We start from the raw sequence: 22,882 nt of genomic DNA, 5'->3' as shown, positions 1-22,882 counted from the left end.
AACAGAGAGTTTGCAGCAAAGGCTATTAACGCAATCAGCGTATACAATGTGACTTTCAAAAATAATTCCTACAATTAATAAGTGAGTTTTTGCATAAAATAGAGCAGCTTTAAATAGAGTGGTTTTGATGCCATCATTAACAATAATAACAAGGGAAGCATTATGGATTGGGCAAGTATTTTCATTCATGATACAACATGGACATTTGCTGCTGAGATACTGATACGTGTCATTGTCATGTTTGTGCTCATCATTTCATTTTTGCGCTTTACCGGCAAGCGCGGCGTTCGACAGCTCTCCATCTTTGAGCTTACTATCATCTTGTCACTGGGATCTATCGCAGGTGACCCGATGTTTACCGAGGATTTACCGATTATCCAAGCAGTACTAATCATGAGTACGGTAATACTGCTTTACCGGCTCTGTACATGGGGCATGATGAAATATCAGCCTTTTGAAGATTTGTTAGAAGGGAAGTCCTTATATATCGTCGAAGATGGCATGCTGGTACACGACAAAATAGCAGAAGGGAAAATGTCACATGATGAGTTTTTTGCGGAAATGCGCCAGCAGGGGGTCGAGCATTTAGGTCAGGTTCGTACCGGTTTGCTTGAAACCGATGGCAATTTTAGCCTGTTATTATACCCACCTGATGACACCGGCTATGGTCTGCCACTTTTCCCGAAACAGTATCAGGCGGTTGAGCAGGTAGAATCAGGAACATATTACGCTTGTATGTACTGCGGATATTTGGACTTTATCTCTGATGCCAATCAGCCTTGCGAGCGCTGTGAAGATAACTGCCGGAACTGGGCAAAAGCCTTAAACACTAAGCTCGTAAGATAGTAATGGGTGCAATAGTAATAGGTGCAAGGTTTGATAGTGTTTATTAAATAGCCTAAGCATTATTATTTAATTTAAATGCATCTAGCAATTTTACCATTTGTTGAACCCGCACCTCTCTATCACCACCAATTGATTGAAATGGTTTGTTATGAGCTGTTAACTGAGCAGCAAAATAAGCGCTTATTTCATCGCGCTGATGTGGGCTATCACGCAAGTCATCAGCAACCCAAGGTGTATCAACGTCGGTTAATAGTATTAAGTCATAATGATGCACCAATGCTGCTTGGGTAAGCGTTTCAGGGCAATCGCCATAATACCAATTGGAATAAACTATCAGTTCAAACAAGCTGGTATCACAAAATAAATAATGATGGTCGTTTGACGTTTGTGATACTTGCTTTGCCAACTTATTCTCAAGCAGTATCTGACCTTGTGCAATAGGTAGCAAGTCCTCCCACGTACAGGTCAGCTGCTCTTTATCCCATTTTTCTTGCAGATAGGTGCGCATATATTCTGGCACCCAAGGGCAGTCAAAATGCGCGGCCAAATCACGGCACAGTGTGGTTTTTCCCGTACTTTCTGCGCCTAAAACTGCGACCTTGATGACGGATTTAGGCGTATGCTGCGTGAGATTGAAGGCGATAGCGTCGTTGCCATTCATAATAAGCCCAAATTGCGATAAGAGTGAAGACTACGTATTGTAATGCTGTAAAGGTTAGACCTTTATAAAAATAGAGCGGTACTGAGATAGCATCAGCGATAATCCAGAGTATCCAATGCTCAATCTTGCGCCGTGCCATCAGCCACATCGCCATCAAAAACAGGGCAGTGGTCAGCATGTCAGTATAGTCAACCCACGTAAATAGATGCATGCCAAGCTCAGCGCCATCGAAACTAAAGTTATTATTGATGAATGGTCTAAAGTAATATATTAGGGCAACAAAGGCTATAGTTGCCGCGGCTAATAATGCCAATATAGGTATGTCATTTTTATCTAAACGTTCTACTTGGATAAGGTTTGGCGCATCAGTAGTTTTAAGCTCTTGGTTATGTTGGTGAGCGGTGGGGTTTATATGGTCTCGATGCTGTGTAAGTTCTTTATTTTTTGACCAATTGATCCAGCCATAAATACTCATAACGGTATAATAAGCGTTGATAAACATATCACCAAATAATTGCCATTTCCATAAGAGATAGACAAATATAGCGGTGCTAACCAAGCCAATAGGGAATACCAAAATATTGGTTTTACTGGCGAGTAGTACACTGGCTACCCCAAAGATAACCGCAATCAATTCCAACCCGATAAACAAGGTCGGATAGTCGGTATACTGACCAAACAACCAATTCAAAAGTTCCACCATTGTCATTCCAAAATAGATAATAAGTTTGATATTTCTTAATAGAGATGTAGACAATCAAAATGCAGATCAATTATTTATACAAATAACGTGAGTAAGCAAGGCTGATTATAACGCAGCTGCCGCAAAATGAAGCCAATCTTTGCTTATTCTTGGCAAGAAGCTGATTATTTGTAACAAAGTATTAGAAAAATAATAATATTCAGGCATAATAAAGGCACTTATTTTAAGTTTACAGTCATTCACCCAAAATTAGACGACTGTTGTTTTACTTCACCTTATGCTTATTTCAAGCACCATAGTAGTAGACAAGGAAGCGTATCATGACGACTTGTATCACAGGCACCGGCCTGTATATCCCGCCTTTTAGCATCAGTAATGAAGAACTGGTAGAGTCCTTTAATCAGTATGTTGAAAACTATAATACAAAACACGCGGCTGACATTGAAGCAGGCACACTCACGGCTCTTCAGCCTTCATCAGCGGCTTTTATCGAAAAAGTATCTGGTATCAAATCACGCTATGTGATGGAAAAAGACGGTATCTTAGATCCTGACATCATGGCACCTGTTATCGCTTATCGTAACTTGGGCGAAGAGCTGTCTATCATGGCAGAAATGGGTGTGGCCGCGTTAAATGATGCCTTGGCTGATGCAGGACTTGAAGCCAATGATTTAGATGGTATCATCCTTGCCTGCTCAAACTTTCAGCGTACTTATCCAGCCGTCTCTATCGAGATTCAAAATGCGATCGGTATGGTGAGCGGCTTTGCTTATGATATGAATGTGGCTTGTAGTGCCGCGACTTTTGGTCTATCACAAGCACATGGTTCTATCGCATCAGGTCTTGCTAAGCGCGTCGCTGTGGTCAACGTTGAAATTACTTCAGCGCATCTAAACTGGCGTAACCGTGACAGTCATTTTATCTTTGGTGATGTCGCAACCGCTTGCATCGTAGAAGAGCTGGATACGCCTAGAGGCTATGAGATTCTAAACTCTAAGCTATTTACTCAGTTTTCGACCAATATCAAAAACGAATACGGTTTTATGGATCGCTCAGAGTTTTTGGCAGCGCAAACAGAGATGTATCCGGATCTTAAAGAGCCAGTAACCGATAAATTATTCTTACAAAATGGTCGTAAAGTCTTCCGTGAAGTCTGTCCAAAAGTGTCAGAGGTCATCACTGAGCATCTGCAGGAAAACGACATCGCAACTTCTGATGTAAAAATGATGTGGCTCCACCAAGCCAATGCCAACATGCTAGATTTAATCTTGCGTACGGTCATCGGTAAAGAAGCAGACAAAGCTATTGTGCCAAGTGTCATTGCTGAATTTGCCAATACTAGCTCAGCCAGCCCGATGATTGTATTCCATCGCTATAAAGATGACCTTGCATCCGGTGATTTGGGTGTTATTTGCTCGTTTGGTGCTGGTTACTCTATTGGGTCGGTAATTGTCCGTAAGGTCTAATTTTTTAAGTCCTGAGTCTTAATTATTATCAAAATAGCCAAGAGTATTCTTGGCTATTTTTTTATTTAAATTTTAAGGGAAGCTGATGCTGCATTCAAATTATCAGAAAAAAGCGTCGATATGGTGCAAGCAGTAGAAAAGTTTGTTCATATATTGACAAGATTGCTGAGAGGTTTTAATTTAAGCGCAAAAATTTGCTATAATCACCGTCTTATTTCAATTATTCAATTAAAAGTCCTTTTATGAAAGAATCCTTACGCCTGCGTTTAGACCAAATGGTAGACCGTTATGAAGAGGTCACTGCCTTATTATCAGACCCGAGTGTCATCAGTGATAACAATAAATTCCGTGAGCTGTCCGTTGAGCATAGTGACTTGATGGATATCACCACTTTATGGCAGAACTATGTTGGTGCAGAAAAGGATCAAGCTGATGCAGAAGCGATGCTAAAAGAAGCATCAGATCCTGACATGAAAGAGATGATGCAAGAAGAGATTGACAGTGCTCGCGATACTATCGTAGAGATGGAAGAAGCACTTAATCTCATGATGCTGCCAAAAGATCCTAACGATAAAGTGCCCGCATTCCTTGAGATTCGTGCAGGGACAGGTGGTGATGAAGCAGCGATTTTCTCTGGTGATTTATTCCGCATGTACCAAAAATTCGCCCAGAACCAAGGCTGGACTTTAGAGATTTTGTCAGCCAATGAGGGCGAACATGGGGGTTATAAAGAAATCATTACTCGTGTGTCTGGTAATAGCGTTTATGGTCGTCTAAAGTTTGAGTCTGGTGTACATCGTGTTCAGCGTGTGCCTGATACAGAAAGCCAAGGTCGTGTACACACGTCAGCCTGTACTGTCGCTGTGATGCCTGAAGTTGAAATTGATGATACGGTTGATTTGAATCCAGCTGATATTCGCTTTGATACTTTCCGCTCAAGCGGTGCTGGTGGTCAGCACGTGAATACTACCGACTCTGCTGTACGTTTGACGCATATACCAACGGGTACCGTGGTAGAGTGTCAACAAGAACGCAGTCAACATAAAAACCGTGCGCAAGCGATGAAAATGCTGATTTCAAAAATTCAGCAAGTCAAAGTCCAAGCACAGGTAGATGCCGCTGATACGATACGTCGTGATTTGGTCGGTAGCGGTGATCGTTCGGAGCGTATCCGTACCTATAATTTCCCGCAAGGACGTATGACGGATCATCGTATTAATCTGACTTTATATAAGCTTGACTCGATTATGGAAGGTGACTTGGATGAAATCCTTGATGCGCTGTTACGTGAGCATCAAGCGGACTTGATGGCAAGTATTGGTGGTGCTTAATAAGCACTTCATCAGCCAATAATATAAGAGGCATATGCCATGCATATGATAACTAATTTATCGCTACTATTACCGTTTAATAAAATCGCGCTTACTATTGTCGCGATATTAATGGCGTTTTGGTTATCTGCTTGTAGCGTCACGCCTTTATCAACGTCAGTCGTACAGCCAGACCAGCGCGATAGTAGTGTAACGACTAATACCGCAACGACTCATAAAAATGACCCGTTTTCTTATCAAGCGTGCATCTATCCGCCTAACGAGATGGTACGAGCGTGCACGGCAAAGGGTGGCGCATTTTCACAGCAAGGTCGCCTTGGTTGCTATCAATGTGTGGTGACTTATATCGATGCAGGAAAAGCTTGCCAAGACAGTACCGACTGCCAAGGTAAGTGCAAAAATACCGGTGAGTTCATTAAGAGTGGTACTAAAAACCAGTCTGGGCAATGCGCTAGTGACAGCAGCGGTTTTGGCTGTTATCAAACCATAGAAAAAGGTGTGGCACAACCTGCTATCTGTGTTGATTAATTTACTATTTATTTTTAATACTAAAGCCACATAATCATTATGCAGCTGCCTAATTTGAATTTTTTGTTTTAATCCCTTAATTTAAGTTTATCGTTTTCGTTTATTCCTTTAATTATCTAATAATTTTGAGAGTGTTATGTCAAAGCCTAATAATCAAAATCAGCAAAACAATCAAGAGCAAGCTCCAGAAGACGCTAATGAGCTGATTGCCCAATTGCAAGCCAAGCTGGATGATATCGTCGCTTCAGGTAAACAGCCTTATCCGAATACGTTTAAGCGCACAGATTATGCTCAAGACTTGCAGGCAGCTTTTGAGGGTATCTCAAAACAAGAAATTGCTGACAATGATGCTAAAGGCGAAAAAACACAGGTGAATGTCGCCGGTCGCGTCATGCTGAACCGTGGGGCGTTTATTGTTATCCAAGATATGACAGGTCGTATCCAGTTATATGTGGCACGCAAAGAGTTAGATGAAAAGACGTTAGCAGACATCAAATCGCTAGATTTGGGTGATATCGTTGGTGTATCAGGTTATATCGGTCGTTCAGGCAAAGGCGATTTGTACGTACATATTGAAGAGATTGAGTTATTGACCAAAGCATTACGCCCAATGCCAAATAAATTTCATGGACTAGCTGATGTGGAAGCACGCTATCGCAATCGTCATCTTGATTTGATGACTAATGAGACGACCCGTGATACCTTTATGGTGCGCAGTCAAGTCATTAGCGGTATTCGCAAATTTATGCTTAATGAGCGTTTTATGGAAGTTGAAACGCCTATGATGCATCCGATCCCAGGTGGTGCAGTGGCACGTCCGTTTGTGACCCATCATAATGCGTTAGACATGCCATTATATCTGCGTATTGCTCCTGAACTTTATCTTAAGCGCTTGGTCGTTGGTGGCTTTGAGAAAGTCTTTGAGATTAACCGTAGCTTCCGTAATGAAGGCGTTTCAACCCGTCATAATCCTGAATTCACCATGATTGAGTTTTATCAAGCGTATGCAGATTATCATGATTTGATGGATTTGACTGAGCGCTTATTTAACGAATTGGCGATCGATATCTTAGGTACAACCGAGATTACTTACCAAGAAGAAGCCATTAGCCTAAAAGCGCCTTTTGAGCGTCTATCTATGTCTGATGCGATTGCCAAATATGCAGAAAACTTTGATATGAATCGTATTAATGATCGTGAGTATCTTGCAGAGTACGCATCGACGACACTGAAGCAACAGGTAAAGGATGTCTTTGGTGTGGGTAAGTTGCAGACCATCATCTTTGAAGAAACCGCTGAGCACCAATTGCGTCAGCCGACGTTTATCACTGAATACCCTGCTGAAACCTCACCGCTAGCACGCCGTAGTGATGACAACCCTGAGATTACGGATCGTTTTGAGCTGTTTGTCGGTGGTCGTGAGTTGGCTAATGGCTTTAGTGAGCTTAATGATCCTGCAGATCAGGCTGAGCGTTTCCTTGGTCAGGTGGCTGAAAAAGATGCTGGCGATGATGAAGCGATGCATTTCGATGCAGAGTATATCGAAGCTCTGTCTTATGGTTTACCGCCAACAGCAGGTGAAGGTATTGGTATCGACCGTTTAGTGATGTTATTGACAGACTCTGCCAGTATTCGTGATGTGATTTTATTCCCACATATGCGCCGTAAGCTTGAGGGTTAAAGATAGTTTGCTTGCCATAAGTCTATGCTAGTACTAGACTGAACATAAGATGGCTATTTCTAATTTTAATGAAATAGCCTTATATGGTTTTTTAGTACTTAATTAATAGGGACATTATGCATACTATGGACAATCAGCAAGTAACGCCCTCGATTTGGCAACAGATGATTCAACAGAGTTTTTTGTCTTTGTATGACTTATCAGAAAATAAAATCACTAGCCCTGAATATTTTCAGGGTTATGATTTTGTTTTCAAGTTCTCTAATGCGACGATTTATCTTATTGTCAATGATGTCGTGATGCAGGCAAGTAAGCAAGGCATTGATACTAGTCAAGTTCGTACATGGAGAAAAGAAGTTGTCAATCAGCTTATCAAGCAACATGCACATCTTTATCTCAAAAACGATAAAGCTATCACTCATAAAAATGAAGCGACATCTAATAAACCCGTATATTTTATTGGATTAACATCACTTTCAGTTCAGCATCAAGATTGCGATCATAATGATCTACAAAACCAGTATTCATCATCGCCATCTTATGCGGTTGGTTATGAGTATGGCAGTCAGTTCTTTGCTGAAGATTGTGTGTTAGATTTGGATGATGAACACAGCGTTTTACAAGTATTTAGCTACCAGAACTTTGCTGAGATATTAAACGAGTTGGTGACGCCAAGTGATTTGACCGCCTATCTAGCGTTTCATCGTAGTAAACTGACTGGGTTTGAGACATTTGCAGATGAATCGACTTTGCTTGTGCAGTTCTTACAATCGCCAGATTTTCATCATAGAGCGATTGAAGTTCAAGAGCAATTGCTCAGTCATGAGTTGATAGCACAGATTGAACCACGATTGCTAAAAGCAGCAGAGCCTGAGCAAACTGAGTTTGCGGCAGCGCTGATGGCAGAGATTCAGAAGAATACTCGAATGTGGTACAAGCTTTTTAATAGTTTAATCAAAAGCTGTTATGAAGCGGGTAACCCATTGCCAAAAGAGCAGGTTGATATTTTGGTCGATGAATCCATGTACACCTATGCGTGTTTGATAGAAAAAATATTGGCCCATAGAACAATTGACCAAGAATCGCGTTGGACAGGTTATGTGCGCCATGAGCACTCTTACAATGTATTTGGTTGCCATTATTTGATGGTATTTTATGCGCAAGATAGCAATAGCTCGTTAAGTGCAGATAAAGTTCGTGCTGGTCATCAAGATTTGCTATTTGAGCTCAACGCCCAAATGCAGCAGCCCGTTATGCAAGAGCTGTTTTTAATTGGTGTCGATATCAGACCTTGTGAAGATAGCGTGAATACCGAAGTACATCTTGATGCTTTCCATCAGCATGGATCGCTTATCGATGCGAATACGCAGCGTTTATATCAACAATTGGCTCAATTGAGAGCTCAATCATAGCCTAGTTTCGAGACTTAAGTTTGATAGCTGGTTTAGATAGTTAGATTCGACACTTATTTTTGACACTTAGCTTCGATAACTGATTTTAAGATAAATTGCTAATTTGATGCTTTACTTATATTTTTACGACTTACCTTGGCATTCATTATGACGCAGCAATATCAAGTTTTAGCCCGCAAATACCGCCCCAAAAACTTTCACGAGTTGATTGGGCAAATGCATGTCTCACAAGCACTGATTAATGCGATTGATTATAATCGTCTGCATCATGCTTATCTGTTTACGGGTACGCGCGGCGTCGGTAAGACGACCATCGCTCGTATCCTATCTAAGTGTTTGAACTGTGATACGGGTATTACTAGTACCCCATGCGGCGTGTGTGATAATTGCGTGGCGATTGATCAAGGGCGTTTTATTGATCTGATTGAGATTGATGCGGCTTCTCGTACCAAAGTTGAGGACACGCGCGAGCTACTGGATAATGTGCCGTATGCGCCAAGCCAAGGCCGTTATAAAGTTTACCTGATTGACGAAGTGCATATGTTGTCAACACACAGCTTTAATGCGCTACTCAAAACCTTGGAAGAGCCGCCTGAGCATGTCAAGTTCCTATTAGCCACTACGGATCCACAAAAGCTGCCGATTACTATTATCTCGCGCTGTCTGCAGTTCGTATTACGTCCTTTGTCGCAAAGCTTGCTCAGTGAGCATTTAGCCAATGTTCTAACCCAAGAACAAGTAGGCTATACACAGCCTGCACTTTGGCAATTGGCTAGTGCGGCAAAAGGCTCGGTACGTGATGCCTTATCGTTGACCGATCAAGCCATTGCTTTTGGCCAAGGTGCGCTTGATGATGTGACCGTCAATTCGATGCTCGGCTTGATTGATGCGGCCGACTTAGTGAGCTTAATTACAGATATCTATAATCATGATAAGCCTGCTGTCGCTGCCCATATCGAGCAGATGCGTGCGCAAATGGTTGATGCTAGCAGTATGTTTGACGGACTCGCTGAGCTATTGCATCAGTTGGCATTGTGTCAGCTGCTGCCCGAAGTCGCTCTCAATGTCAATGAAGCGCAAGCACAGCATATCGATCAGCTTGCCCAGCATATGAGCCCTGACGTATTACAGCTTTATTATGAAATCGTGGTACAAGCGCGTGAAGGAGTCAAACTTGCTAGCACACCGATGCAAGCGCTTGAGATGTGTATTTTACGTCTCTTAGCTTTTCGTCCCTTACCGGTTGATGAGATATTAGCCAATGTACCTGATAGTACAGTAACGGCTATAGAAAAACCTACTACCACTGTCTCTAGCGCTACATTAATCACTGAGCCAGTGTCATCATCATTAGAATTACAAACTCAATCTGACAATATCGTTTATGAGAATATTGATATAAGTGTCAATGATAAACAGGATGTTGGCGCTGATAATAGTATTACTCAACATGAGCAATATTACTCAAATGACGAGGCTAGTCATTTAAGCCAGTACGACAATTCTAGCGTTTATGACACGCTAGAATTGTCCAATAATCAGCCTGAACCCGTTGTTGAACCCGTTGTTGAACCCGTTGTTGAACCCGTTGTTGAACCCGTTGTTGAACCCGTTGTTGAACCCGTTGTTGAACCCGTTGTTGAACCCGAGGTAAATGATTCTCAATTATTAATTCAATCTGAAGACCCTCGGGCGCTTCTGCGTTGTCCGCCGCAAGAATTGATAGGTGAGTGGACACCAGAAAAATGGGATTATTGGCTACAAACTGCTCGTGAAGCCGCTAGTTTGGCTCAAGATGAATTGGCGCTTGCTCGTCAAGGTATGATGACAGGCAGCTGTAATGCCGAAGCCATCTTTGTCACAGCAGTCGATAGTAAGCATTTGCAGGCAACCTTTGAGCAGCTAGCGACAAAGATGCAGGTACAATTTCCTGATGCCGCCATCAGCTTACGAATTGATAGCAGTATCGCGCAAGCCGATGATAAAACCCCAGAGCGTCGTCAACAAAAACGTCTCGTTGAGGCTAAAACAGTGGCAGAATCAAGATTGTTTAATACGCCAGTGATGCAATATTTAACCGAGCGCGGCGAAGGCAAAATGGGCAAGGTTCAGTTATATTAAACAGTCATAAATTTATTAATTGATAGTTTATAAAAATTAGCACTTTATTAAAAATATTGTATCTATTAAAAAATCAAGGCGATATTGATCTATCATCTTGATTTTTTTACCTTTATTGATTAAGGGGCGCTCACATCTTACTCTGAGTTTAATATTAAAAAACTGTAAGATTTATCATTATCCGCTATAATGGTTAAGTTATATTAACAACTAAAAAGCAGCTTGGATGAGAATATGTTAGATAATTTACGTGGTATGGCTGTGTTTGCTAGTGTGGTCGGACACGGCTCCTTTAGTGGTTCAGCCCGTGAGCTTGGTATCACCACCAGCGCCGTTAGTCAGCAAATACGTTCTTTAGAGAACGAGCTTGGTGTGGTGTTATTACATCGCTCAACCCGTAAGCTCAGCTTAACAGAAGCGGGTGCTAGCTTTTATGAAGCGGCAAAAGATGTGGTAAGTGCGGCAGAGCAAGGTCGAATTAAAGTCAATCAATTACGTGATGAATTGGCAGGTAGTTTGCGTATTGCAACGACCCCAGAGCTTGGTGTTAATCATATTTTGCCAGCACTATCGACTTGGATGTCAGCGCACGATGATCTTAGTATCACCTATTTTGCAGATAATAATTATATTGATATGATTGATGAGCGAATCGATATTGCGATACGTATGAGCCCCAATATCAACGACTCAACTGTGAGCAATCATCCGTTATCTGATGTGCGTCAAATGTTGGTCGCTTCACCACAATATTTACGTCAGCATAAGAAAATCGAAACGCCGAAAGATTTGGCAGACCATCATCTTATCTGTATTGATATCATGAAGGATACAAATAATGTTGAGCTTACTCAGACTGAGACTGGTAAAAAAACACGTATCAAAATGACGTCGCGTATCCATACCAATAATGTCTTTATGGCAATGACCATCGCCAAAGAAGGTCATGGTATTCTTAGAATGATGGAAATGGATGTCAAAAAAGAGCTAGAGTCGGGCAACTTGGTCGAAGTTTTGACCGGCTACCAGATGCCAAGTTTTGTACTATATGCTGTAACCTTAAACCGTGAGCAACAACCTGCAAAAATCACGCGTTGCTTAGAGGTATTAAAAAAATATTTTCATGCAAACTAAGGTTTAGTTTATTTAAATGCTAATAAAGCTGATTGATTAATAATAAAAAAGCCCATAGATAATTTGTCTATAGGCTTTTTTATGTTTTGGTTAAACAGACGTTTAAAACGAGGGTTTTAGTAAATTAACCAAGCATTCAACCACTTGTGAGCTTTCATCACGGCTCATATTAAGTGGTGGTAGCAAACGAATCACATGACCGCCTGTGATATTAATGATAAGTTTCTGCTCATCACGAGCACGATCGACAAGCTTGCTACAGTCCATGTCTTCAGGCAGGGCAATGCCAATCATCATCCCAGCGCCGCGACTGCTGACGCCATATTGTCCAAATACATCAACCATGCTATCACGAATAAATTGTCCCTCGTTAACGGCGTTATGCATGATATCACTGTTCGCCAATACGTCATATACGCTATGTACCACACGACTGGCTAACGGTGTGCCGCCATAGGTTGAGCCATGACTACCAGCTCCAAATAAGCCATTGGCGCGACCACGTACCATACAGGCACCGACAGGGAAGCCATTACCTAAGCCTTTAGCCGTCGTTAATACATCAGGGCGTGCGCTGCTATGCTGATAAGCAAAATACTTACCTGTTCGTCCATTGCCGGTCTGTACTTCATCGAGCATAAACAGCCAATTATGTGTATCGCATACGGCTTGTATCTGCTCAAGATAAGTAAAGCCGTTAGCTGCCGTATTAAGACCACCTTCACCTTGAATAGGCTCTACGAATACCGCGCAAATATCCTCATAGTCATGAGCTGCTTGTTCAATGGCGGCAATATCCCCAAATGGCACACGGATAAAATCATTATCTAAAGTGTAAAAGCCTTCGCGCGCTTTGGGGTTGGCAGTTGCTGATAATGATAATAAGGTACGACCATGGAAAGATTGCTCCATCACAATGACTTTTGGACGCTTAAATCCTTGCTGATACGCGTATAGACGCGCCAATTTCAGTGCTGCTTCATTTGCTTCAGCGCCACTGTTGGCAAAAAAAACACTGTCCATTTGCGCCGCATTGCATAAGGCTTCACCGGCACGTTCTTGCCAATCAATGCCAAATAAATTACTAGTATGAACCAGTGTTGCTGCCTGTTGCTGAATAGCATCAGTGACTTGTGGGTGACAATGCCCTAAACCGCATACCGCGATACCAGTTAATGCATCTAGATAAGGCGTCTCATCTTGAGTATAGAGCCAGCTTCCTGAGCCGCGGGTAAAACTGATAGGTTGACGAAGATAAGTGGGCATCAGGTAAGTAGCAGACATGTACAGCATCCTTGGAATCATAAAGTGATAAAAGTAAAAGGGTAAAGGGCTTAATACTATAGCTCATCAGAAAACGGCGTCGACTCAGCAAGCAATGTATAGTCTTCATTTGCCCATGCGCCAAGATCAATCAGCTTGCAGTGATGACTACAAAACGGCTTATATTTATTATCTTGCCAAGAGGTTTGCTTACCGCATTCTGGACAAGGATACGTTTTAGGTGAAAGGCTGGCATTAGAAGTAGATTCGGTCATAATAAAAGTAGAGAGATCCTTGGTTTTATCAACAAAGTATCCTCAAAAAGTAAGCAGTAATTGATTTTCAAATCATTGCTCTATTAATCTGATTGAGAAAGCTATCTGTCGATGAGTAATCGATATCGTGATATTACTATTGGGTTGCATTGACTATATAATAGCATGCAGCCGAATAATGACAAATGACAAATATTTTAAGGACAGAAAATGACTGACAACCTTGAGCTTTCACATCAGCAAGAGCGGGCATTTCAACCTCAACAACTCTCAGCACCACGTGATTTTTTGATGCCAGACGCAGCACTTAAACCTAAAAAATCACTCGTTTTGGAGATTGGCGCAGGGAAGGGCAAGCATGCCTTAAGCTTTGCCATGCAAAACCCTGATAAGCATCTGATTGCGATTGAGCGTACTCGCAATAAGTTTGAGGCATTTGAAAAATTGGCAGTGCAGCAGAATTCTGCCAATTTGACCGCTATTCATGCTGATGCAATTGCATGGATCGTACATGCAATTGCGCCAAATAGTATCGATAGTATCTATATCTTATATCCCAATCCTGAGCAGCACAATCCCAATCAACAATGGCTTAATATGCCGTTTTTTGAGTTTTTACTGTCATGTTTACAGGTAGACGGGGAGATAATATTGGCAACCAACATCGAAACATATATGGACAATGCTGAGCATCAAGCAAATGAGGTATGGCGTTTGCCCAATACGCGTAGTCAGGTTGCAAGCAGCAGTCAGCGTACACATTTTGAAGTTAAATACTTAGCACGGCAAGAAACCTGTTGGGAGTTAAGCATGAAGAAACCTGAAGGTTATCAAACCAGATTCGATAAGTGGATGATAGCTAATGTGAATATTTAAAATAATAGCCTAAGTAAAAAAGATAAAAGAATTACATTTGCTATAAAATGCTAAGGTTAAGTTAAAACTATAAAATAGCCTAAGCAATTAAAATCATAATAAATAAAACCGCCCCTAAAAAGGCGGTTCAAAAATCCGTTGAGTAAATACGTACAAATAAATTTATAAAAATGGTTTTACTAAGTTATTAGAATCCGTACGAGCATCAAGCACCGTCAAAAAAGTATAAGCACCGATAAATTTCCGACTGATAAACATAAACTCTTTAGGTGGTAGATTGAACTCGAAAGACTGCATCGCTTGTGTCGCATTATTTGAGAGGCGAGTATGCAGCTTACTGTTAGCCCAAATATAGCGCTGTTGGTCATCTAGACAATTAGCAGGCATATCCATGTTTATCACAGGATCACTAAAAGGTTCAGTTGCCAACAAAAACAATGAGGCGATATCTGAACGTACTTTATCACTCATGGTATCAAAAAAGTCATAACCAGTCATGGCACTCATCATAGATTGATGATCATGATAATAACCGGCACGCAATAAATTATGAGCAATCGTCAATAAGTTGTTATCGAACTGCCGAATCGCGCCAAAATCTAATAAGACCAGTTTATCAATTTCGGTTTCGTCGCGTGCGACACGGACAAGGTAATTACCAAAGTTTGGATCCGTTTGCATCTCACCCCAAACGAAAATCTCTTGTATCATGATTTCGATAGCCGCCTGACCGATGGCGTTTCGACGCTCAAGAGGGAGTAGTTGCAATGCGTCAGAAACCACACTGATACCCGGCTCATAAGACATACAAAGTAAGCGTTTGGTCGAATAATGGCGGTTAATTTTAGGTACAACATAACGTGCATCGTCAATCAAACGGTTATAGAACCGCTCTGTTGTGTCAGCTTCCGCCTCATAGTCGACTTCGTGATGTAATAAATCACGTATCTCTTCAAACCATGCATCGAGTGAACGGGTTTGTGGAACGATATTGCTAACCTTTAATAGGCTCTTAAATAGAGCCAAATCAGAGTTGATCGCATCAGCCACACCCGGATATTGAATCTTTAATACCACTTGCTCACCCGTGGCTATGACGGTTGCACGATGAACTTGGGCGAGGGATGCTGTACCAATAGGAACAGGGTCAACCTGAAGATCCTGCAGCTTATTGCCCAATAAATCCTGTAAATTCTGCTCGATTTTTGGCCATGCAAGTGTCGCTGTATCATCATTAAGCGTTTGTAAGGCACGAGTAATCTCAGGTGGCAAGATATGCTCACCATAAATCGCTAGCATTTGACCAATTTTTACGACAGAGCCTTTTAATTTACCAAGCTCTTCTGCCAAATAATGCGCCTGTTCTTCCATAAAAATCTGGTTACGTGCTGTACGTGCTTCTTTATTAAGAAACATACCAGACACGCTATTACCTGCCCAACGACGACCGATGTTCAACGAGGTTTTGGCAATCGACATACGACGATCAAACCCCGAGGTTTTTAAATTATCGATAGACTGCTTGTTATTAGAAGACCTAGAGGTATTGTTTGCCATAGATATCGTCATTTCATCGAGTTGGTATTGATTTGTGGGTGATGTACCTACAATACAAGGGAGATGTGCTATGAGTGTACAGAATTGTATCATATAAAGAAGGCAGGTTTTGCAGCTTAGCCAAGCGACGTTATTTACTTTGTAATTTAGGATAGCATGCTGAAATTCTTAAGCATTTTTTGCCTATTAATTTTAGCAGCCTTTAAAAAATATAACCCATCAAAAAATTCAACCCAGCATCACGCTAGGTCGAATTTATCAAAAGTCGTTATAGGTGGGTGCTATTTATCACTACTATTTAAATGTTTCCACGGGCAATAGCATGATGACCGATATCACGGCGATAATGAGCACCATCAAAACTAATGGCAGCAGTGACCGTTAATGCTGCTTGCTGTGCATCTGAGATACTATCTGCTAATGCAGTCACACATAATACGCGACCGCCATTGGTCACGACTTCTTTCTCATTGCTAGGAGCATTTTCATGAGAAAAAGCCGTGCCCGCATGAAAGACTTTTACCGAATTTTGATTGTCATTATTTAATTCTGGCAAGCCAGCAATGACATCATTTTTTGATGAAGTTTCAGGGTAGCCTTTTGAAGCGATGACAATACCAAGGGCAGGGCGCTCATCCCAATTGGCTTCGGTCGGTAATTTACCCTCTAACCCTTGTGCAACCAAATCAACCATCGACGATTGTAAACGCATCAAAATAGGCTGCGTCTCCGGATCGCCAAAACGGCAGTTAAACTCAATCACATATGGGTCGCCCGCATTATCAATCATGAGTCCAGCATATAAAAATCCCGTATAAGGATGACCGGCAGCTTTCATCGCATCTACAACAGGCTGAATCACTTGTGCCATGACTTTATCATGAACCTCTTGAGTGACAACTGGCGCAGGAGAGTATGCACCCATGCCGCCTGTGTTTGGACCCGTATCACCTTCAAAAGCACGCTTATGATCTTGGCTGGTTGCCATTGGCAGGATATTTTCACCATCGACCATACAGATAAAGCTGGCTTCCTCGCCTTGCAAAAACTGCTCAATCACCACGCGGCTACCAGCATCGCCAAACTTGTTATCCGCCAACATATCGTCAATGGCTTCATGCGCCTGTTCGATCGTCTCAGCAACAATGACGCCTTTACCAGCAGCAAGACCATCGGCTTTAATGACAATAGGTGCGCCTTGCTCATCGATATAAGCCTTTGCCGCTACTGCGTCGGTAAAGCCCTGATAAGCTGCCGTTGGGATATTGTTTTGCTCCATGAATTCTTTGGCAAAAGTCTTTGAGCCTTCTAATTGCGCGCAATACGCTGTTGGACCCCAAGCTTTGATGCCAGCAGCACGACAAGCATCGACAATGCCTGTTACCAACGGTGCTTCTGGACCAACGATGACCATGTCGATAGCGTTATTCTGACAAAACTTGATAACAGCGCTGTGCTCGCCTGCATCAGTAGCGTCTTCCAAAGTGACGTTTTGGCATTTGGGTTCAAGGGCGGTGCCAGCATTACCGGGTACGATATAGATATTTTTTACATTATTATCTTTTGCGCACTGCCATGCTAGTGCGTGTTCACGACCACCTGAACCAATCACCAAAATATTCATCATACCTCTTGCCCTTAGCATTAAAATTCATAATAAGTGAGTTAATAGCGAGCCAGCAAAATACTGTCCAATATTCTGCGCTATTCTAACAAAAAAACGCCGCCATTGTCATGACTATGTGTCATAGCTATGCGCCTGTCCGTCTATATTAAGCCGTATCAGATAACAATCGTCTCATTAGTAAATGTTATCGACATCTTACTGATTCATGAAATGATGTTGTACGCTTTAGCTATGACAGCAGGTGCGTTACAATTCCACCTGAGAGATAGCCTTGAGTGAAATTATTTACTCATAGACCTGTTAAACCTCACAAAATAGTTCGTATAGCGGGAGTCAGACAAACCATGATTGCTAATGTTCAATAAGTTCAAACTTAATTATTCACAATACATAAGACATAACACCTAAATAAGAAGCTTATAAAAAAGCGCAAGGACAAAGGATATGCCAAACTCTCTAAATATCGCAAAAGAGCGGATCAGCCAGATAAGCGATATTGCCACCAGTTATGTACAAGCGGACAAATCATTATTTGACCACTTTATTCATAGCTACTATCAGCCATTGCATCAAGAGACTGCAAAGGACATCAGTAATGCTGATTTGGCTGGGATGGCACTGCATCATTTTACGCTATTAAAAGCCTATGATCGTAGCCATCCGCAGCTTGCCATATTAAACCCCATTGCAGAAGAGCAGCATTTTCACAGCTCACATACCGTTATCCAAATCGTTGCCTATGACCGACCATTTTTGGTCGACACGCTATTGATGAGTCTTGAAGAGCAAGGCATCGATGTGCATCGTACTTATCATATCATCGTCAATGTCGAACGCGATGAAAATGGCGCGATCACTAAAGTTGAAAGCGCTCAGGAAAGTGGCACCTCACACATGTCTTTGATTCATTGTGAAATCTCTTATCAAGACAATGATGAATTGGCGGCATTAAAACAGATGCTGCTGGCAAAAGTAGACACACTTGATGTCGTCGTTGATGACTGGCAGCAGATACGTGCCAAGCTAACCGATATAAAAGCGGAACTTGCTACAAAAACACTGCCGGAAGTATTTTACTCTCAACAAGAGATTCAAGCATTTTTAGATTGGGTCTTGGACGATCACTTTATCTTTTTGGGATATCGAGAGTACCGCTTAGAAGACGGGCACAGAATCGAGGTTAATAGTTTTGGCAATATAGCCAACCAAGACGACCGTAGTGATTTGGATTTATTTTCTATTGGTAATAGTGGGCTTGGACTATTACGTGGCGGTAGTGAAGACCAGCTTTCAAAAAGCTTTGACGAGCTGCCAAGCAATCTAAAAAGACTGCTAACAGCGCCGCAAGTATTGGTATTGTCAAAATCAAGCCGAGTATCGCCAGTACACCGCCCAGTTTATATGGATTTTTTGGGCATTCATAAGTTTGATGATAATGGCAAGCTCATCGGTGAGCATCGTTTTATTGGTCTTTTTACAGCACAAGCTTATCAACTAAGCGTGCAACAAATTCCCTTATTACGCGAAAAATCCAATAAAATCATGGCGATGGCAAAACTACCACGTGATGGTCATGCGTATCACAAAATGATGCATATCATTAATACCTTGCCGCGCGATGACTTGTTTCAAGCCAGCATTGATGATCTTTACCCGACAGTACTAGGAATTAGCCAACTACAGGACAAAAAAAGCCTACGCTTATTTTGCCGTATCGATCATTACCAGCGTTTTGTTTCCTGCTTGGTCTATATTCCGCGTGATAAATTCAATACCGAACTTCGCATCAAGGTACAGAACGTCCTAAAAGAAGCTTATGGTGGTACATCTTCAGGCTTTACAACGGAGTTTAACGAATCTGAACATGCCCGCGTCCATGTACATGTCCGTACAGTGCCAGGTCAAGTGCATGAGGTGGATACCGCTGCGCTCCAAGCCAAGCTGTCCTTTTTGATGCAGTCGTGGAGTGATAACTATCAAAAAATGCTGCTGGATAATGTCGGTGAGCAGCATGCCAATGCTCTGACGCGCAGATTTTTAAGTTATATCCCTGCCGCTTACCAAGAGCGATTCGATGCACGTACTGCCGTTGAAGATACCAAGCGTTTGGCTGGACTTAGCGATGAGCAGCCGATGATTTGGCACTTGTATCAATCGACAGGTGACGCAAGCAATCAGTTGCACTTAAAGCTATATGGTCGTCAAAAAGCAGTTATCTTATCTAAAGTCTTACCCGTACTAGAGAACTTCGGGGTATCAGTTATCTCAGCGCAGACCTATGAGTTTGATTTACCTGAGCAACCTATTTGGATGCAGGAGTATGAGCTGGTCTTAGAGCACGTTGATACCATTGATATGCAAGTGGTGCGTGCACAGTTTGAGGACAGCTTAAAGCAAATTTGGGCAGGACAGGTTGAGAGTGATTCACTTAACGAATTGGTATTGACCACCAAATTAGATACTTATGATGTGGTGGTACTGCGCGCCTTGTCACGCTATATGATGCAAGCGAAAGCACCATTCTCGAATGTCTATATTCAACAAACTATGGTCAAAAACAGTGACATCAGTGTCGCATTAGGCAGTTTATTTGATGCACGAATGAATCCTAACTATAGTGAAGAGGAACGTGCCAGCAAAACCAGCCAGATTCGAGCACAGATTACCACCGCATTAGCAGGTGTCAGTAGCTTGGATGAAGACCGTATCTTCCGCTGGTACTTAGATTTAATTAACGCCATGGTACGTACCAACTTTTATCAAAGAGAGGCGAATGGGCAGCGTAAAGATCGTTTGTCCTTTAAATTTTTGGCAGCAGATATTCCAAATCTACCCAAGCCTAAGCCGATGTTTGAGATATTTGTCTATTCACCACGCGTTGAAGCAGTGCATTTGCGTGGCGGTAAAGTCGCTCGCGGTGGGCTGCGTTGGTCTGATCGTATGGAAGATTTCCGTACTGAAGTACTTGGACTCGTTAAAGCACAAATGGTCAAAAACGCCGTTATCGTACCGGTTGGCTCAAAAGGCGGCTTTATCGTTAAAACCAAAACGATGGCGGATGGTCGTGATGTGTTCCAAGCTGAAGGTATTGCCTGCTATCAGACATTTCTTCGCGGTATGCTTGATGTGACCGACAATATCGTCGATGGTGCGATTGTCCCGCCAGCCAATACCGTACGTCATGATGAAGATGATCCGTATTTGGTGGTCGCTGCCGATAAAGGTACGGCAACCTTTTCTGATATCGCCAATGCTTTGTCTGCTGAATATAACTTTTGGCTAGATGATGCCTTTGCTTCTGGTGGCTCGGTTGGTTATGACCACAAAGCGATGGGCATTACCGCCCGCGGTGGTTGGGAGTCGGTCAAGCGCCACTTCCGTATGCGCGGCATGGACATTCAAAATCGCGATGATTTTACCGTTGTGGCGATTGGCGACATGAGTGGTGACGTCTTTGGTAACGGTATGCTCAGATCAACCCATACCAAACTGGTTGCTGCCTTTAACCATCTGCATATTTTTATTGACCCAAATCCAGATACAGCGGCGTCTTTTGCAGAACGCGAGCGCTTATTTAACTTACCTCGCTCGTCATGGGAAGATTATAACCAGTCTCTCATTAGCCAAGGCGGTGGTATCTTCTCACGTCAAGACAAGACCATTGCTATCAGCCCTGAAATGAAAGCGGTTTTTGATATCTCAGATGACAGCTTAGCACCAAATGACTTTATCAGCGCGTTGCTAAAATCGCCAGTAGATCTCATTTGGAATGGTGGTATCGGTACTTATGTGAAAAGTAGTGAGGAGAGTCATGCTGACGTAGGTGATCGTGCCAATGATGCCGTACGTGTCAACGGTGGCGAATTACGTGCGGCTATCGTCGGTGAAGGGGGTAACCTAGGCCTCACGCAACGAGGTCGTATCGAGTATGCCCAAACTGGTGGACGTATTTATACTGATGCTATCGATAACTCAGGCGGCGTCAACTGCTCAGATCATGAAGTCAATATCAAAATCTTACTTGGCAAAGTGGTTGAGCAAGGTGATATGACGTTGAAGCAGCGTAATGAGCTTCTTGAAAGCATGACCGAGACCATTAGCGAATTGGTGCTGCGTCAAAACTATCTGCAACCGCAAGCAATTGAGCTGAGTCAAATCCGGGCAGCTGCAAACTTAAGCGATCATCAGCGCTTTATTCAGATGTTAGAAGCAGAAGGGCGTCTAGATCGAGCGATTGAGTATTTGCCATCAGATGAAGAGATTGCTAAACGCCAAAAATCTGGCACAGGTCTAACCAATCCTGAGCTAGCCGTTGTGATGGCTTACGGAAAAATGTGGGTTTATGACAACTTACTGCTCTCAGATTTACCGGATGCGCCGTATTTCGTTAATGAATTACGCAAATATTTCCCCGATGAGCTGGCATCAAAATTCTTTGATGAGATGACTGAACACCGTTTACACCGTGAAATCATCAGTACGTATATGACCAATAGTGTGGTCAACCGTCTGGGTATCGAAGCATTATTCCGTCTGCATGAAGAAACAGGACAAACGCTTGCCACTATCGTGCGCGGCTATGCCATTGCGCGTGATGTGTTCCATGTCTCAAAAGCATGGGAGCTACTTGAAGCACTTGACAATCAAGTCGATGCCACTTTGCTGCTTGAGCTTGAACTGCGTCTGCGCGATGCACTCGAAAACGGAGTAGTCTGGTTTATCAATGCCTTTGGACAAGATTTGCAAGTGGCCGATATGATTAGCCGTTTTGAAGACAGTGTCGAAAAGCTAACCAAATCAGGCGGATTTATTGAGCAGCAATTTTCACAATACTTGCAAGCCGATACCACAAGCTTGATAGAAGATGGTCTTTCTATCAATGATGCATCGATGTTTGCAATGTTGCCATACCATGTTGATGCCCTTGATGCTGCCCTCTTAGCAGAGCAGTACGAACGTCCGGTTGATGAGATTGCCACTTTATACTTTGAGGCCTATCACGTTTTGCAGCTTGATTGGATGATGGATAATATTGCTATCTTGCCGCAGCAAGACCACTGGGATCGCCGTGCCCGTCATGCGCTTGCCAATGATGTATCGCGCAGCTTACGTATGCTGATGGAGACGTTATTGACTCAACCTGATGCCATTCAAGCCTTCAGTGATTGGAAATCGCGTCATGCTAGCCAGCTTGCCGGCGTTACTGCTGAGATGGATAAACTTGATAGCAATAATGATAGCCAAATCAGCCTCTCAACGTTATCCGTCTTGATGAGTGAGTTAAGTGGTTTAGTGACCAAATAGCGAATCGAGTAAGTAAATAGATAGTTTGATTATAAAAAACCACCGTTATTCGTTAACGGTGGTTTTTTTATGTTTTTATGCCAAATAGCCGTGCCAG

Annotated in this window: 16 protein-coding genes; 10 read left to right on the top strand and 6 right to left on the bottom strand. The window is 42.4% G+C overall.

Features of this window, described 5'->3' with window-relative positions:
- The first annotated feature begins 162 nt into the window (after positions 1–162).
- Complete coding sequence (locus tag FQ082_RS00765) at positions 163–846, top strand: DUF421 domain-containing protein (protein WP_149491673.1); 684 nt, start codon at positions 163–165, stop codon at positions 844–846.
- 52 nt (positions 847–898) lie between these two features.
- On the opposite strand, the gene FQ082_RS00760 is transcribed toward FQ082_RS00765, so the two are convergent.
- Positions 899–1,507 carry an AAA family ATPase gene (locus FQ082_RS00760; protein WP_149491672.1) on the bottom strand — a complete coding sequence of 203 codons (609 nt, stop codon included), beginning with the start codon at positions 1,505–1,507 and terminating at the stop codon, positions 899–901.
- Complete coding sequence (gene pnuC / locus FQ082_RS00755; protein WP_149491671.1) at positions 1,458–2,210, bottom strand: nicotinamide riboside transporter PnuC; 753 nt, start codon at positions 2,208–2,210, stop codon at positions 1,458–1,460. Before pnuC ends, FQ082_RS00760 begins: the two co-directional genes overlap by 50 nt.
- A gap of 320 nt (positions 2,211–2,530) precedes the next feature.
- On the opposite strand from pnuC, the gene FQ082_RS00750 reads away from it, so the two are divergent.
- The 7 genes from FQ082_RS00750 (at position 2,531) to FQ082_RS00720 (ending at position 11,883) form a co-directional block, all read left to right on the top strand.
- Positions 2,531–3,676, top strand: a complete 1,146-nt coding sequence (locus tag FQ082_RS00750; RefSeq protein ID WP_149491670.1) for a beta-ketoacyl-ACP synthase III — start codon at positions 2,531–2,533, stop codon at positions 3,674–3,676.
- A gap of 242 nt (positions 3,677–3,918) precedes the next feature.
- Positions 3,919–5,007 carry a peptide chain release factor 1 gene (gene prfA / locus FQ082_RS00745; protein ID WP_011513742.1) on the top strand — a complete coding sequence of 363 codons (1,089 nt, stop codon included), beginning with the start codon at positions 3,919–3,921 and terminating at the stop codon, positions 5,005–5,007.
- Positions 5,008–5,046: 39 nt separating this feature from the next.
- The gene (locus FQ082_RS00740; RefSeq protein WP_149491669.1) at positions 5,047–5,535 is read left to right on the top strand and encodes a hypothetical protein; all 489 of its coding nucleotides are present in this window, start codon (positions 5,047–5,049) and stop codon (positions 5,533–5,535) included.
- 136 nt (positions 5,536–5,671) lie between these two features.
- Entirely contained in the window at positions 5,672–7,216 is a 1,545-nt protein-coding gene (gene lysS, locus FQ082_RS00735) for a lysine--tRNA ligase (protein WP_149491668.1), read from the top strand.
- A 116-nt stretch (positions 7,217–7,332) separates the two neighbouring features.
- Complete coding sequence (locus FQ082_RS00730) at positions 7,333–8,628, top strand: hypothetical protein (protein ID WP_262498109.1); 1,296 nt, start codon at positions 7,333–7,335, stop codon at positions 8,626–8,628.
- A gap of 147 nt (positions 8,629–8,775) precedes the next feature.
- On the top strand, positions 8,776–10,749 hold the full coding sequence (gene dnaX / locus FQ082_RS00725; RefSeq protein ID WP_149491667.1) for a DNA polymerase III subunit gamma/tau: 1,974 nt from the start codon (positions 8,776–8,778) through the stop codon (positions 10,747–10,749).
- Between the two features lie 234 nt (positions 10,750–10,983).
- Entirely contained in the window at positions 10,984–11,883 is a 900-nt protein-coding gene (locus FQ082_RS00720; protein WP_011513737.1) for a LysR family transcriptional regulator, read from the top strand.
- A 102-nt stretch (positions 11,884–11,985) separates the two neighbouring features.
- On the opposite strand, the gene FQ082_RS00715 is transcribed toward FQ082_RS00720, so the two are convergent.
- Together FQ082_RS00715 and FQ082_RS00710 are read right to left on the bottom strand one after the other, a co-directional pair.
- Positions 11,986–13,167, bottom strand: a complete 1,182-nt coding sequence (locus tag FQ082_RS00715; protein ID WP_149491666.1) for an aspartate aminotransferase family protein — start codon at positions 13,165–13,167, stop codon at positions 11,986–11,988.
- Between the two features lie 56 nt (positions 13,168–13,223).
- Positions 13,224–13,421 (bottom strand): DNA gyrase inhibitor YacG, encoded by a 198-nt coding sequence (locus FQ082_RS00710; protein WP_149491665.1) that lies wholly within the window; start codon positions 13,419–13,421, stop codon positions 13,224–13,226.
- Positions 13,422–13,631: 210 nt separating this feature from the next.
- On the opposite strand from FQ082_RS00710, the gene FQ082_RS00705 reads away from it, so the two are divergent.
- The gene (locus FQ082_RS00705; RefSeq protein WP_149491664.1) at positions 13,632–14,297 is read left to right on the top strand and encodes a DUF938 domain-containing protein; all 666 of its coding nucleotides are present in this window, start codon (positions 13,632–13,634) and stop codon (positions 14,295–14,297) included.
- 162 nt (positions 14,298–14,459) lie between these two features.
- Here the strand turns inward: FQ082_RS00705 and FQ082_RS00700 are convergent, their stop codons facing one another.
- Both FQ082_RS00700 and purD read right to left on the bottom strand, forming a co-directional pair.
- The gene (locus FQ082_RS00700) at positions 14,460–15,854 is read right to left on the bottom strand and encodes an ABC1 kinase family protein (RefSeq protein WP_188018878.1); all 1,395 of its coding nucleotides are present in this window, start codon (positions 15,852–15,854) and stop codon (positions 14,460–14,462) included.
- Between the two features lie 298 nt (positions 15,855–16,152).
- The gene (purD, locus tag FQ082_RS00695) at positions 16,153–17,478 is read right to left on the bottom strand and encodes a phosphoribosylamine--glycine ligase (protein ID WP_149491943.1); all 1,326 of its coding nucleotides are present in this window, start codon (positions 17,476–17,478) and stop codon (positions 16,153–16,155) included.
- A gap of 447 nt (positions 17,479–17,925) precedes the next feature.
- On the opposite strand from purD, the gene FQ082_RS00690 reads away from it, so the two are divergent.
- A complete protein-coding gene (locus FQ082_RS00690) occupies positions 17,926–22,785 on the top strand; it encodes an NAD-glutamate dehydrogenase (RefSeq protein ID WP_149491662.1) in 4,860 nt (1,619 codons plus the stop codon).
- Positions 22,786–22,882: the final 97 nt, after the last annotated feature.

Source organism: Psychrobacter sp. ANT_H56B, assembly GCF_008369245.1.
GTDB lineage: Bacteria > Pseudomonadota > Gammaproteobacteria > Pseudomonadales > Moraxellaceae > Psychrobacter > Psychrobacter cryohalolentis.
This window is presented reverse-complemented; position numbering and strand designations above follow the sequence as displayed.